Below are 15453 nucleotides of genomic sequence, written 5' to 3'. Positions count from 1 at the left end.
AAAAAGTAGGAGAGTTTCAATTATGAAAAAAATCATCGTAACAGGTGGAGCTGGTTTTATCGGCTCAAATTTTGTTCATTATGTTGTAAAGAATCATCCAGAAGTTCATGTAACTGTATTAGATAAATTAACGTATGCAGGAAATGAAAAAAATCTTGAAGGTCTACCAAGTGATCGTGTGGAATTAGTCGTAGGAGATATCGCTGATGCTGAATTAGTTAATCGTTTAGTCGCTGAAACAGATGCGGTCGTTCACTATGCTGCTGAATCGCATAACGACAACTCATTAAACGACCCATTCCCATTTGTACAAACCAATCTGATTGGGACGTACACATTGATCGAAGCTTGCCGTAAAAACAATGTTCGTTACCACCATGTATCGACTGATGAAGTTTATGGCGATTTACCTTTAAGAGAAGATTTACCAGGACATGGAGAAGGCGAAGGGGAAAAATTCACTGCCGAAACGCCTTACAATCCTTCAAGCCCTTATTCTTCAACAAAAGCAGGATCTGACTTGTTAGTCAAAGCGTGGGTTCGTTCTTTCAACTTACAAGCAACAATTTCAAATTGTTCAAATAACTATGGGCCATATCAACATATTGAAAAATTTATTCCTCGTCAAATTACCAATGTCTTAAGCGGCATTACACCAAAACTTTATGGTGCTGGTAAAAATGTTCGTGACTGGATTCATACAAACGACCATTCTTCGGCTGTTTGGGCAATTTTAACAAAAGGGCAAATTGGCGAAACATATTTAATTGGAGCCGATGGTGAAGAAGACAATAAAACAGTGATGGAATTAATTTTAGAATTAATGGGACAACCTATTGATGCCTATGAGCATGTCAACGATCGTGCAGGACATGACTTACGTTATGCGATTGATTCAACCAGATTACGCGAAGAATTAGGTTGGGAACCAGAATTCACGAATTTCCGTGAAGGCTTGGCAGAAACAATCAAGTGGTATACAGAAAATGAAGACTGGTGGCGTGCAGATAAAGAAGCTGTGGAAGCAAAATATGCACAAAATGGTCAGTAATTTTTTCTGACATGTGAGATAACAGTCGAAAGGCGATGGCAAAGTACAAAAGCTACTTTGCCCTGCCTTTTTTTCAAGAAGGAGCGAAAAAAATGATTTTAATTACTGGTGGAAATGGCCAATTGGGCACAGAATTACGTCACCTATTAGATGAACAAGGAATTGAGTATGTTTCAACGGATTCCACAGAATTAGATATTACTGATGCGGATAGTACATTGGCAAAAGTGAAAGAAATTCAACCAAGCGTCATTTATCATTGTGCTGCTTATACAGCTGTTGATAAAGCAGAAGATGAAGGCAAGGAATTAGATGAAAAAGTGAATGTAGACGGCACACGTCATGTTGCAGAAGCTGCTAAAGCAGTGGGGGCGACACTTGTTTACGTAAGTACAGATTATATTTTTGATGGAACTAAAAAAGAAGGCGTCTATGCGATTGATGATCAACCGAATCCTTTAAATGAGTATGGTCGGACGAAGTTATTAGGTGAACAAGCGGTACAAGAAATCCTGGACGACTATTATATTATTCGAACATCATGGGTATTTGGTCAATACGGTCATAACTTTGTCTTTACCATGCAAAAATTAGCGGAAACAAGAGACCAACTAACGGTAGTGGACGATCAGTTTGGCCGCCCAACTTGGACAAGAACGTTAGCCGAATTTATGGCATTTGTTATTGCAGAAAAAGCGCCATTTGGTGTTTATCATTTGTCTAATGAAAACAGCTGTAGCTGGTATCAGTTTGCTAAAGAAATTTTAAAAGATACTGAAGTGGAAGTACTGCCAGTGGATTCAACTCAATTTCCACAAAAGGCGCAAAGACCACAATATTCTGTCATGGATTTAAGTAAAACAGAAGCGTTAGGCTTTAAAATTCCTACTTGGCAAGAAGCCTTAGCACAAATGTTAGAAAATGTTCAACAATAAATTGTTTTGTGTAAGTGAGGGGTTTTGTTAGAGAAAAAGTGGAAAGGTGTTTCTCTTTATGAAGGTACTTTTAATCATTCCTGCTTACAATGAGGAAGAAAACATTTTGCGGACGATTGCTTCCATTGAAACATTTAAACAGGAAGTTACGCATTTTCAACATGAATTGGATTATGTGGTAATTAATGATGGCTCGACAGATGGAACCAAACAAATTTTAGAAGCCAACCAAATTAATGCCATTCATTTAGTGTTGAATTTAGGTATTGGCGGGGCGGTACAGACCGGCTATAAATATGCCTTAGAAAATGAGTATGATGTTGCGGTTCAGTTTGATGGTGATGGTCAACATGATATCAATAGTTTACCTATTTTACTGGAACCATTAGCAGAGGGTAAATGTGATTTTTCGATTGGCTCTCGTTTCATTCCTGGAAACGAAGCGGCTTTTCAAAGTACGAAAATGCGCCGTTTTGGTATTCGTTTGTTATCTTTTTGCATTCGAATGGCTTCTGGTAAAACAATTTATGATGTGACTTCAGGGTATCGAGCAGGAAATCGGAAAGTGATTGCTTTTTTTGCAAAGCGTTATCCGACAAATTATCCTGAGCCAGAATCGATTGTTCACTTAATTAAAAAACGTTTTGTGATTGTTGAAAGACCTGTCAATATGATGGAACGGCTTGGTGGTGTTTCTTCGATTCGTGCCTTGGCTTCTGTGAAGTATATGCTGGAAGTCGGCTCAGCAATTCTGATTGCTGCCTTTATGAAGGAGGGAGATTAATGCTACCAACCGTGTTATGGCTAGCTTTATTTTTATTTGCAATTGGCTTTTTCTTATACATTATTCGAGGAATTAATAAAAATATTTTTCTCCTAAAAAATGCTTTGATTTGGTTATTAATCTCAATTGTCTTAATTATTTTTGCTATTTTCCCGCATGTGGCAGAATGGTTAGCAATGGCCTTTGGGTTTGAAACAACATCAAACTTCTTATTATCAGCTGCGGTGATTGTCCTTTTAATCATGGAAATTAAAAATTCTGTGTTGATTTCAAAACACGAAAATCGTATTAAAACATTATTGCAAGAATTATCTATCATGAAATCTGAAGAAAAATGGGAGAATAGAGAGGGGAAAAATGACTAAAAACAATGATGTATTGGATGCCTTCAAATTTATTGCTGCATTAAGTGTAGTTGGAATTCATACCTTTCCCTCTAAATCTATTTTGGGTAGTGATTTGAAAATATTAGCCCGCTTTTCTGTTCCGTTTTTTTTCATAGTATCTGGATATTTTTTGTTTAAAAAAATTTCTTTTAGAGAAAAAGAAAAAGATAAAAAAATACTATTCAATTATATAAAAAGAATCTTAAAAGTATATCTTTCGTGGTTGATCTTTTACATTCCCTTCTTTATCGTATCTATTATGAATTTTGTTAAAGGGGAAATGGATTTAAGAGGAAAAATATCATTTATACTGAGCATATTATTAGGCTATGTCCCCAGAATAGGTGTTTCTTGGTATTTAATCGCATTAGTAATGAGTGTATTTATTATTTATTACATCCGAAGTTATTTTGGTGAGAAAGTATTATTAACAATTGGAATTGTTAGCTTTCTGATAGGAGTATTTACTTCTACTTATGGTAAGTGGTACTTTGACATTGAATGGATTAAACAAGTGCCTTTTTATGGTTCTATATCTTTTTCGATGATTTCTACGATTTGTTATGTGATTATAGGCTATTTTTTAGCAAACTATGTATTTGAAAAACCTTTAAATAATTTATTCTTAGTTTTAGGTATTGTTATTTTTTCTTATGTAGGACTAAAGGAAGTGAAATTTGCGCAACAATTAGGTGTTTTTTATGATGCACAAAATTATTTTACGTTACCAATAGTTGCTGTGTTAGTGGTTATTTTAAGTTTTAATTTAGAAAATATACGTATTCCTGGAAGTGACTTTTTAAGAAAATCTAGTATTATTATTTATTTAGCGCAAAATCCGATAAAATATTTACTATTTTATGCAGCTAGTCAATTAGGGATTCAAAAGTTAACGTACGATAACTTTAAAACATATGTTGTACAAGTTTTTTTGTTAATTGTTTTTAGTTATATTATCATTAAATTAAGTGAACTGAGACAGTTTTATTGGCTTAAAAATCTATCTTAAATAAAACAACAAAGACCTTAAGTTGGAGTTTAAGGTCTTTGTTGTTTTATTTAAGATTCATAATCACAATGCCGACAATAATAACCACAGCACCAATAAGGGCATTCGTTGTGATTGTCTCTTTTAGAATAAGATTTGAAGCAATTAAAATAGCGATGTTTGTACAGGCAACGCCTAAAGGAACAATGTAAGAAACATCGGAACGACTAATAATTAACATCCATAAAATAAAACTAATTAAATAACAAAATAAACCTAATAAAGATATAAGTGAGATATTCATTGAAAAGATTGTTTGTTGGAGTTGGATGTTCAAACTGCTAGAACCTAGTTTAAATAAGACCAGACCAGCAGAAGACAGAAATACGTAAATAATAAAAAGAACCATAATTTCCCTTCTCTCAAAAATAGTTTCCGTGCAAAAAAATGCAAGACCTCCATTATTGTAGCATAATCTCCTAAAAATTGGACAAGATTTTTTAATATAGCGAAATCAGTTAAATTTTTCTTTATAAAAAGGGGTCTACTATTGAAAAGCTAGGCGTTTATCGATAAAATAGAAATGTTGTTTAAAATGGCATTTTTGTATCCAAAAATTTTAGATAAAAATAGTTTATTACGGAAGGAATAAGTATATGTTTAAAGAAACATTTTCAATTTTCAAGAATATTTTTCAGAACAAAAAATTGTTATTACAATTTTCATTTAATGATTTTAAGGCCAAGTATGCTGGTTCAGCACTAGGAATTGTCTGGGCGTTTTTAACGCCATTAGTAACTGTTTTGACGTATTGGTTTGTCTTTTCTGTAGGCCTTCGTTCTAGAGCTGGCGACAATATGCCGTTCATTGTCTATTTAGTAACAGGGATGGTGCCTTGGTTCTTCTTTTCAGATTCGTTATTATCAGCCACGAATGTGTTTCGTGAATATAGTTATTTAGTTAAAAAAGTCGTGTTTAATGTACAAATTTTACCAACATCTAAAATTTTATCGAACTTGTACACCCACTTGTTTTTCATTCTAATTGGTTTTGTAATTACTACAGCTAACGGTTATTACCCAAGTCTGTACAGTTTGCAATTAATTTACTACTTAGCTTGTTTATTAGTCTTTTTAACAGCAATTACGTGGATTACTGCTTCAACACAACCATTTTTACCTGATATTATGCAATTTATCAATATCATTATGCAAACAGTTATGTGGACATTGCCAATTTTATGGCAACCAACTGGAATGATTGCGACAATCTTAAAAATCAATCCATTATATTATATTGTTCAAGGATACCGCGAATCTTATTTAGGCGGTGCATGGTTCTGGGAACATTGGCAATATAGCTTATATTTCTGGGGAGTTACTATTGTTTTACTATTAATTGGCTCAACCGTGTTTAGACGCTTAAAACCACATTTTTCAGATGTACTATAAGGAGAGAACGACATGTCAGAATATGCAATCGATATCCAACATATTACCAAAACATACAACATGTATAAAAAGCCGTCCGATCGGTTTAAAGAAGCGCTTAGTCCAACCAAAAAATCCTACCACGATTTGTTTTATGCGTTAGACGATGTCACGATGCAAATTAAAAAAGGCGAGATGATTGGCTTTGTCGGCGAAAATGGTTCTGGAAAATCAACCATGTTAAAAATTATTACAGGAGTATTAACGCCAACCTCCGGGTCCATGGTGATTAATGGGAAAATTTCAGCGTTGCTTGAATTAGGTTCAGGTTTTAACCCTGAATATTCAGGATATGAAAATATTTTCTTAAATGGAATGGTCTTGGGTTTTTCCCGAGAAGAGATGGAAGAGCGTGTCCAAGATGTCATTGATTTTGCTGACATCGGCGATCATTTGTATCAACCAGTTAAAACGTACTCTAGTGGTATGTTTGTCCGCTTGGCTTTTGCGGTAGCCATTAACGTGGATCCCGATATTTTAATTGTCGATGAAGCGTTGGCTGTCGGGGATTTAGAGTTTCAATTAAAATGTATGGAAAAATTTACGGAAATTAAAAATTCTGGTAAAACAATTTTATTTGTTTCTCACGATGTAAACTCCATTCGTCGTTTTTGTGACAGAACTTTTTGGTTGCAACACGGGAAAGTCGTTGAATATGGAGATACGATGGACGTGACGACCAACTACGAAAACTTTTTGAAAAAGAAATCAATTAAAACGGTTGACCGCGAAGCGACCATGAAAGATGAAACCCCAACACCAGATATTATTGAAGTGGATCATGCGGAACTTTTAAATGCGGATTATGAACCATTAGAAATGGTAACGCAAGATGAAAAAGTGATTGTAAAAATTGAATATACTGTCAAAAATGACCAAATTAAGAAGCCTGTTTGTGGGGTCGCTATTCGAACAGTGGACAATCATTATGTCTGTGGCTTAAATACGTTGTTAGATGGCGTGCAAATTCCTTGGAAAAAAGGACGGAATGTTTTTTATTTAGAATATGAAAAAATGTCATTATTAACAGGTGAATATTATTTTGATATTGCTTTCTTTGAGGAACATGCAACAGTCCCATTAGTCTACAAAACAAAATACGTGACGATGTTTATTACCGGTCGTTATGCCGGAGAAGGAATTGTCATCTTAGATCATAAATGGAAGGATACGACAAAAGATGAAGTATGATTTTGAAATGGAAACAGACGAGAGTACCAGTGTTGGGAAAATCGTAGCACAAATCAAAGAAAATAGTGATGTCTTGGAATTTGGTCCAGGTAATGGGCGAATGACTAGCTATTTGATGGAAGAAAAAAAGTGCCAGGTCTCAATTGTTGAATTAGACAAAGAACTTTATGATCATGTCAGTCAATTTTCAACAGATGCCTTTTATGGCAATATTGATGAAAATGATTGGGTCGAATACTTTGCTGGTAAGACGTTTGATTATATCGTTTTTGCAGATGTGTTGGAACATTTAATGAATCCTCAAAGCGCCTTAGCAAAAGTCAAACCGTTTTTAAAACCAGGCGGTCAAATCTTAATCACTTTCCCTAATTTGGCGCATAATTCGGTGTTAATTGATTTATTTAATAATCGTTTAACGTGGAATGAAACTGGGCTATTGGATGCTACGCATAAATCATTCTATTTACAAGAAGGATTTGAAAAAGTTTTTGCAGAAGTTGGTTTATACATTGCCAAAGAAGATTTTACATTTAATCAAGTTGGCTACAACGAAATTCCTACGACGTATGAAGCGTTACCTGTAGAAGTACAAGCAGCTTTTAAAGCGCGTCCCTTTGGCGAAGTGTATCAGTACTTTTTTGCCTTGACTGCTGAACCAGTAGAACAGCCAGAGCGAGTGACACCAGTAAATTCATACAATGAAAAAAACGTTCATATTTTAATTAATTGCGGCGAAGAAAAAGAGACTGAGTTGGATCAACCAGTTGATTTACAAAAACCTGAAACAAAACGGTTCCAACTGAAGATACCAGAAGATGTCCAACTGATAAAATTATTCCCAAGTTTAACGGGGACAATTATCAAATTATCCATGACGATAGACGGCGAGACAGTCCCAGTCGCAGCCACGAATGCTTTTCTGGTACAAGAGAATATCTATTATTTCTTAGATACGCAAGTACCTGTAATCGAAGTAACCGATGCACAAATGGCAGGCAAAGACCTGACAGTAGACATTGATTATTTCTTTGAAGGCAACTATTCAGAACGTGAAAATACCTTTATTCATGCACTGTTAGATGAAAGAAATCAATTTTTAGAAGAAATGAATAAACAGACGGAGACTGCCCCTATGCCTACTGGAAAATATAAACGAATCACGTTAACTAAATTTGATAAAATGATTAATTTAACCATTGATGATATTGCTCGCGATGTAGAAAATAACGTTTCTGTTATCAGAGGGTGGGCGTATGACAAACAAACAAATTATCCGCTAAGATTCAGCATTGCAGAAGCTAGTGAATCAGTCACTTATACGGTGGAAACAGAATACCGTCGTGATGTTATTGATATGTTCGAATTAGAAGGCGATCAAGATTATGGTTTTGTCATTACGATTAAAGATCCAGAAGATTTACCAGCCTACACGCTAAACATTGACACCAAATCAGGCCAGAAGGTTCAATATGTGGTGGAGCGTCCAAACATGGTTCAACCAGGTACGAAATTTGATCGAGCATGGCGTTCGATTCAGACACGTGGTTTGATGGGCTCAGTGAAGTGGTACTTTAAACGACAAGAAAAAGCAGAAGCCCCTGTTGACGTGGAGGCAGTTTTAGCGGAAATTAAAACGTTCCAATTTCAGCCTAAAATTTCTGTCGCTGTGCCTGTTTATAATGTCGAAGAAAAATGGCTTGCAGCGTGCGTTTCTTCTTTACAAAATCAGTACTATGAAAATTGGGAGTTATGTTTAGCAGATGATGCATCGCCAAGCGAACATATTAAGCCCATGCTAGAAAAATATAAAGAACTAGATCAACGAATCAAAGTTATTTATCGCGAAGAAAACGGACATATTTCAGAAGCAACTAACTCAGCTTTGTCGATTGCTACTGGCGATTTTGTTGGTTTCATGGATAACGATGATGAATTAGCGCCACAAGCATTATATGAAGTGGTCAAAGCTTTAAACACAGACCCAACGATTGATTTTCTTTATACTGATGAAGATAAAATTACAGAAAATGGTCGTCGCTTCAACGCGTTTTACAAATCGGACTGGAATCCAGAACTGATTTTAAACCATAATTACATTACACACTTTGTTGTTGTGAAACGTGATTTATTAGAAAAAGTAGGCGGATTGAACTCAGCATATAACGGCGCTCAAGACTATGATTTCGTATTACGAGCAACGGAACAAGCAACGAAAATCAAGCATATTCCTGGTATGATGTATCATTGGCGTGCCATTGAATCATCGACTGCTCTAAACCCTGAAAGCAAAGGTTACGCCTATGTAGCTGGTCAAAAAGCGGTCCAAGCGGCAACGGAACGCCGTGGCTTAAAAGCACAAGTAGAGATTGCCGAATTTTATGGTTCCTATAAAATTAACTATCTTTATGATCATGTGCCGATGGTATCATTGATTATTACGAATGATACAGAGAATATGAGTAGTTACTTACGTCAATTATTAGAAAAAACTGCCTATACAAATTATGAAATTCTATTGCCTGCACGCTTCGAGAATCAAATAAATATCCAAAATGACCGTCTTCGTTATGTTTCAACAGAAACTCGTCATGGCATGATTCAAGCTGCTAAGGGAGAATATGTGGCTTTATTAAATGCTGGATTGGTACCAACGAAAAATGATTGGTTAAAAGAGTTAATGAACATTGGTCAACAAGAGACCTCTGGTTTAGTGACTGGCCGCGTAGTTGACGCACGCTATCGCGTGGAAACGGTGGGAGTATCAGTTGATACAGACAAAGGTCGATTACTTTATCCCGAAAAAGGCACCCCTGGTAAAAGCTTAGGTTACTATTACAGAATTGCTTTACCAAGAAATATTCAAGCAGCAACTGAAGACTGCTTACTATTCAACAAACAACTTTACCTAAATTTAGAAGGAATTAACGAAAACTTAGGTAAAGAGTGGATGGGTGTCGATTTATCGTTACAATTTGCTAGCGCTGGTAAACGAAATGTATATGTGTCCTATGCAATTTTGAAAGCAGACGAAAAAATGCAAAACCATGATAAAAAAGGATCTTATAAAGAACTTGCGGAAAAATGGACCGCGGAAGCTTTAGTTGATCCCTACCGAAATCCGAAACATCTATAAGGAGAATGCACATGAATGAAGACATTAAGGTGATCTTTGATAGTATCTATCGCGACAAAACAACAAATAATTTAACCATTACAGGTTGGGCGTTAGATACAATCACTAAAGAAAGCCCAACTTTCACAATTAATAATGAAAACCAAGTGTCCGCTTATAACATTCAGCGCGTTTTACGTGAAGATGTTAATCAAATTTATCAAACAGAGCCTGCGATTGAAGCTGGCTTTGTTGTTACACTTGAAGGAATTAAACAAAAAAAAGTACTCCCTTTTCATTTTCAATCATCAGCACATGTTATAACGGTGGATTTTCCCTTGAATAAAAAATATCCAGTGATTCCAGGGACAGAAGATAAAGTGACTCGTCTCTGGATAAAAGCCAAAAAAGGATTTAAGTATATGGCTAAAAATGGTATTTCTCATACCATTCAACGAGCGAAAATTGAGAAACTAAGAAATCAAGCTTCGTATCCTAACTGGTTAGCTAGAAATGAAGTACTAGACATAGAAGCGATGACACAAGAAATCGCAACATTTCATTATCAACCTAAAATTTCCATTGCGATGCCAGTGTATAATGTTGAAGAAAAATGGCTTCGGTTGTGCATTGATTCTATTTTGAATCAAGTCTATACTAATTGGGAATTATGTATGGCCGATGACGCCTCAACAGATCCTAATGTCAAAAAGATTTTAACAGAGTACCAACAATTGGATGAGCGAATTCGGGTCGTCTTTCGTGAACAAAATGGTCATATTTCCGAAGCGACTAACTCTGCTTTAGCGATTGCTACCGGAGAATTTGTCGCCTTACTAGACAACGATGATGAATTAGCAATCAATGCTTTTTATGAAGTGGTTAAAGTGCTGAATGAAAACCCAGAACTGGACTTAATTTATAGTGATGAAGATAAGATTGACATGGATGGAAATCGTTCTGATCCAGCCTTTAAACCAGATTGGTCACCTGATTTACTTTTAGGAACGAATTACATTTCGCATTTAGGCGTGTATCGTCGGAGTATTCTAGAAGAAATTGGCGGCTTTCGAAAAGGTTACGAAGGTTCTCAAGACTACGATTTAGTCTTAAGATTTACTGAAAAAACGACAAAAGAACGCATCAAACATATTCCAAAAGTTCTTTACTATTGGCGGATGCTGCCAACCTCAACAGCAGTGGATCAGGGCTCCAAAGGTTATGCTTTTGAAGCGGGGCTAAGAGCCGTGCAAGATGCGCTCGTTCGTCGAGGAATTAATGGTCATGCAACGCATGGGGCGGCGAATGGCTTATACGATGTTTATTATGACATTGAATCTGAAAAGTTAGTCTCAATTATTATTCCAACTAAAAATGGCTATAAAGACGTACAACGTTGTGTTTCATCGATTATTGAAAAAACAACCTACCAAAATTACGAGATTATTATGGCTGATAATGGAAGTACAGATCCAAAAATGCACGAATTATATGCAGAATTTGAACAACAATTACCTGGCCGCTTTTTCGTTGAATCAATCGATATTCCATTCAATTTCTCAACTATTAACAATCGTGCAGCGAAAAAAGCGCACGGAGAGTATTTATTATTTTTAAATAATGATACCGAAGTGATTACAGAGAATTGGTTAACCTTGATGGTTTCATTTGCTCAGCAAGAACGGATTGGCTGTGTAGGTGCGAAATTATTGTATCCAAATAATACGGTCCAACACGCAGGCGTTATTTTAGGATTAGGTGGTGTTGCTGGACATGGTCATTATGGTTATCCCCATGGTGACTTAGGCTATTTTGGTCGGTTAGCTATTAATGTTAATTATTCAGCAGTAACTGCCGCATGCTTACTTATGAAAAAAGCAGATTTTGATGCAGTTGGTGGTTTTGAAGAAGCGTTTACCGTAGCTTTCAATGATGTTGATTTATGCTTGAAAGTCCAAGCTTTAGGACGTGACAATGTCTGGCTTCATGAAGCAGAGCTTTATCATTTTGAATCTCAAACTCGTGGATATGATGATAAAGGCAAAAAGAAAAAACGTTTTGAACAAGAAAAAGTGATGATGGAAGAAAAATGGGGACCTTTAATTGAAAATGATCCATTTTATAATCCTAATCTGACAAGGGATATTCCCAACTTTTCATTACGAATTGACTAGATGCAATTGCGGATGACGAAATGGAGCGAAAAGATGGAACAACAACTAACTACAAGAAAAGAAAAACAACCATTACGCAACCAAGCTGAGCAGAGCGCTCGCTTGGTTGATCATTTGTTACGCTGGCGCTATCTGCTAGCGGCAGTCATTTTTATTTTACTGGTAGCCTTTAAAGTCCATGGTAGTTCATTAAACATGTGGGATGCGTATGTTTCTGAATATGCAGATGGTCAAAAAAGTTCATTAATTGCTGGTGAACCAAGAGGTGTTCGCTCGGATGAATGGCTCGTTCAAACCCCATTTAGCCTCTCACAAACACAAACAGGTTTGAAAACACATAATGATGTGATTACGTTAAATGGGCAAGACATGGTGGTAGGCTATAATTCACCAGCGTGGAATTTGGCCACGTTAGCGAAACCTTTTACGTGGGGCTATGTACTATTAGGCAAAGAATATGGCTTATCATGGTATTGGAATCTTAAATTAATTGGCTTAATTTTATTTTCTTTTGAAATTGGTTTGATCGTCACACGGCGGAATAAATATTTAGCTTTGTTAGCAAGTGTTTGGATTCCGTTTTCTTCGGCCCTTCAATGGTGGTTTGTCTCGCCAGTTGGAGATTTAGTATTTTTTGGCTTAGGTTTTTTAGTGGGAATTTATAATTATTTCTATTATCATAGTAGTGTTCGACGTCGTGTCATTTGTGCGATAACGGCTGTTATTATGGCCTCAGGATTTGTTTTAGTTATTTATCCTGCGTTACAAGTACCACTTGGTTATTTGATTTTATTATTTTTAATTTTATTCTTTTTAGAATTTCGTAAAAAAATTAAGTTGGATAAGTGGGATGGGGTCCTGATAGGTGGGGCACTCTTGATGACGGCGATTATTGTTGGCGGATCGCTATATGGCTCATTGGATTCCTTAAAAGCAGTAATGGATACCGCTTATCCAGGAAAACGGGTAAGTTTAGGTGGCGATATGCCTAAACGCGATATTTTGTTATTTTTAACAAATTGGAAAATGCCGTTTCAAGATGTTCCATATTCCAATAATTCGGAAATCAGTAGTTTTTATCAATTATTTTTTGTTATTTTGCCGCTCTCACCATTTATTTTTTATAAAAAAATCAAAGAAAACATTTACGGTTTTGTCTTATTCGTGTATTGTTTATTTAACTTAGTTTGGATGAGCGTGCAATTTCCAACAATTTTTGCTAAGTTGACATTGTGGTCTTATGTGCCAGAACAACGGGCGATGTTATCCTTCGGGTTTGCCGCTGTGTTGTTAAGTTTATGGTTCATCGATTATTTATGGAATCGCCAAGCAAAAATTCCAATGATGGCCTGGTTAGGGGCGCTAGGATTAAATGTTGTTCTGTATTTCTTTGTTTTATATACGGGCAATTTACGGTTATACGTTACACGAATGGACATCATTGGTGTCTTAGTTGTCGCTACCGTTTTAATTGTTGCTTTATTTAAACGTTGGCGCACGTTATTTGTCCTTGTCTTATTAGGAATCATTATGGTTTCTGGTGCCTTTGTTAATCCAATTTCTCGAGGCGTTTCTGCTGTCTATGGTAAAAAATTAGCGGTAGAAGTGGAAGAAATTAACAAAAAAGACCCCAACCAATTGTGGGTGGGCGAACGCTTGATGTATGGCTATTTGCCAATGTTAGGTGTGCATACATTTAACGGTGTTGCTTTTACACCTGACTTAGAGGCTTGGAAACCATTAGATCCAAAAGGAAAAGACACATTTATTTATAATCGCTATGCGCACATCAATGTTGAAGTAGGAAATCAGGCCCCTGTTTTAGAGTTGATGCAAAAAGATGCGATTATTGCTCGTTTATCTCCAGAAAAATTAAAAGAATATGGGATTAAATATGCGGTCGTTTATAAACCATTAGAACCGTTAGACACACCAACGATTCATTTTGAAAAATTATATGGACCTGATCAGAACGGGGCATATATTTATCGAATAAACGACTAGTGATTCATTCATGGAATGAGGTTTGAATATGGGAAAAGTATTGAATAGAATCGGTCGACTTATTTTATTAGTAACAATGATCGGCTCGTATACGATGTGGGTCGTAGGAATTGATGCGCCAGTCACAAAATATATGTATGCCAATAGTTCAATTTTATTATTAATAGCAGTAATACTTGTACTGCTATTAAATTGTACGAAATTAAAATTTATTGACTGGCTAACCGTTGCGTTGGCGTTAGCCACCTGGCTCTTGTTTCACTTTACGGAATCAATCCGTCATAGCACAATGCAAACAGATACAATGATTCCTTTAATTATTTTGTTGGTCCTTTGTTTTAAAGTTTGTGTCTTTGACCGTGTGGATCAAACGCTTTTATTAATTGTCTCTTTAGTTGCTTTGAGTGCGACTTTGTATCGGATGTCCGTGGAGTTGCCTCAGTTGATTCCAGCAGACGAAATTTTTAAAGAATCAAATAAACTAGAAAGTATTTGGATTAATACCAATACGATTGGTGCAACGTTGATGTTTTCAACAATGATGGCCAGTAGTTTGATCAAAGCATATAGAAATAAGGTTTTTAACCTGCTGCTTTTACCTGTATACATTGGTGGTGTTTTAGGTACATGGGTCAGTCAATCCAAAACCTCTTTTGCCATTTTAGTTGGTTTTATTCTGGTGGATAATCTTTTACCAAAACGTTTCTTGCAACGTTCGAAAGTTTGGCTATTTGGTTTTGTCGGAGTAGCTGCATTGGGACCATTGTTATTTTACTTATGTGCGGAATCGGATACTGTTGATTTATTTACAGGAAGAGAACGAATTTGGCATGAGTTTTTTGCTAAATGGTTATCTGATCCTCAACATATTAAAGTCGGTATGGAGCCTTTTGTGGCCTCATGGAAACCGCTGGGGACACATAATGCTTTTCTATTTACGTTAAGTAATTTTGGTGTCATTGGCTATCTGATTTTATTTGGTTTTTTAGTCAGTATGATTTTATTGATTGGTTTCCGCAAAAAAACATTGGATCGTTTGCAAGTTAGTTTACTTTTAGGCTTCCTTTTAATCTGGATTCATTCATTTATGGAAGATATTTTATTAGCGCCTCATTGGATGCCGATAGTTTATAGTTTCCTTGGGCTAGCCTTCTACTTCCGGCCAGAGAAAAAACGAGGAAGACATGAAAGACCAACGACACCTAAAAGAAGAAAACGAGTGAAACAAACAAGTCCTGTTAGCAATGAAGAGCGCCCGATAGCACCTGTTGACGAAGAGGGCTGGGACCAACCTGAAGAATTAAGTCGTGTCCAAAGACATCGCAGATAATTTTCATC

12 protein-coding genes are annotated in these 15453 nt (G+C 36.0%); 11 read left to right on the top strand and 1 reads right to left on the bottom strand.

What is annotated here, in order from left to right; all coding sequences use genetic code 11:
• Positions 1-22 precede the first annotated feature (22 nt).
• The 5 genes from rfbB to IGL13_RS08520 all read left to right on the top strand — a co-directional run bounded on the left by rfbB (position 23) and on the right by IGL13_RS08520 (position 4165).
• Positions 23-1051 carry a dTDP-glucose 4,6-dehydratase gene (gene rfbB, locus IGL13_RS08540; protein ID WP_002378515.1) on the top strand — a complete coding sequence of 343 codons (1029 nt, stop codon included), beginning with the start codon at positions 23-25 and terminating at the stop codon, positions 1049-1051.
• 92 nt (positions 1052-1143) lie between these two features.
• Complete coding sequence (gene rfbD, locus IGL13_RS08535) at positions 1144-1986, top strand: dTDP-4-dehydrorhamnose reductase (RefSeq protein WP_002356895.1); 843 nt, start codon at positions 1144-1146, stop codon at positions 1984-1986.
• A gap of 58 nt (positions 1987-2044) precedes the next feature.
• Complete coding sequence (locus IGL13_RS08530; RefSeq protein WP_002366952.1) at positions 2045-2770, top strand: glycosyltransferase family 2 protein; 726 nt, start codon at positions 2045-2047, stop codon at positions 2768-2770.
• Positions 2770-3135: a DUF2304 domain-containing protein gene (locus IGL13_RS08525; RefSeq protein ID WP_002359899.1), complete on the top strand. Its 366-nt coding sequence runs from the start codon at positions 2770-2772 to the stop codon at positions 3133-3135. Before IGL13_RS08530 ends, IGL13_RS08525 begins: the two co-directional genes overlap by 1 nt.
• Positions 3128-4165, top strand: coding sequence for an acyltransferase family protein (locus IGL13_RS08520; protein ID WP_002378514.1), 1038 nt, complete (start codon positions 3128-3130; stop codon positions 4163-4165). Before IGL13_RS08525 ends, IGL13_RS08520 begins: the two co-directional genes overlap by 8 nt.
• 46 nt (positions 4166-4211) lie before the next feature.
• Here the strand turns inward: IGL13_RS08520 and IGL13_RS08515 are convergent, their stop codons facing one another.
• Positions 4212-4553, bottom strand: a complete 342-nt coding sequence (locus tag IGL13_RS08515; RefSeq protein WP_002356899.1) for an EamA family transporter — start codon at positions 4551-4553, stop codon at positions 4212-4214.
• A 247-nt stretch (positions 4554-4800) separates the two neighbouring features.
• On the opposite strand from IGL13_RS08515, the gene IGL13_RS08510 reads away from it, so the two are divergent.
• The 6 genes from IGL13_RS08510 to IGL13_RS08485 are packed head-to-tail and all read left to right on the top strand — an operon-like array spanning position 4801 to position 15445.
• Entirely contained in the window at positions 4801-5595 is a 795-nt protein-coding gene (locus IGL13_RS08510; protein ID WP_002356900.1) for an ABC transporter permease, read from the top strand.
• Positions 5596-5607: 12 nt separating this feature from the next.
• A complete protein-coding gene (locus tag IGL13_RS08505) occupies positions 5608-6825 on the top strand; it encodes an ABC transporter ATP-binding protein (RefSeq protein WP_002356901.1) in 1218 nt (405 codons plus the stop codon).
• Positions 6815-9958, top strand: a complete 3144-nt coding sequence (locus tag IGL13_RS08500) for a glycosyltransferase (RefSeq protein ID WP_002378513.1) — start codon at positions 6815-6817, stop codon at positions 9956-9958. Before IGL13_RS08505 ends, IGL13_RS08500 begins: the two co-directional genes overlap by 11 nt.
• Before the next feature lie 11 nt (positions 9959-9969).
• Positions 9970-12111 (top strand): glycosyltransferase family 2 protein, encoded by a 2142-nt coding sequence (locus IGL13_RS08495; protein ID WP_002378512.1) that lies wholly within the window; start codon positions 9970-9972, stop codon positions 12109-12111.
• Positions 12112-14115 carry a DUF7657 domain-containing protein gene (locus IGL13_RS08490; protein WP_002398588.1) on the top strand — a complete coding sequence of 668 codons (2004 nt, stop codon included), beginning with the start codon at positions 12112-12114 and terminating at the stop codon, positions 14113-14115.
• 28 nt (positions 14116-14143) lie between these two features.
• Positions 14144-15445, top strand: a complete 1302-nt coding sequence (locus tag IGL13_RS08485) for an EpaQ family protein (protein ID WP_002378510.1) — start codon at positions 14144-14146, stop codon at positions 15443-15445.
• Positions 15446-15453 lie beyond the last annotated feature (8 nt).

Source organism: Enterococcus sp. DIV1937, assembly GCF_050535975.1.
Lineage (GTDB): Bacteria > Bacillota > Bacilli > Lactobacillales > Enterococcaceae > Enterococcus > Enterococcus faecalis.
This window is presented reverse-complemented; position numbering and strand designations above follow the sequence as displayed.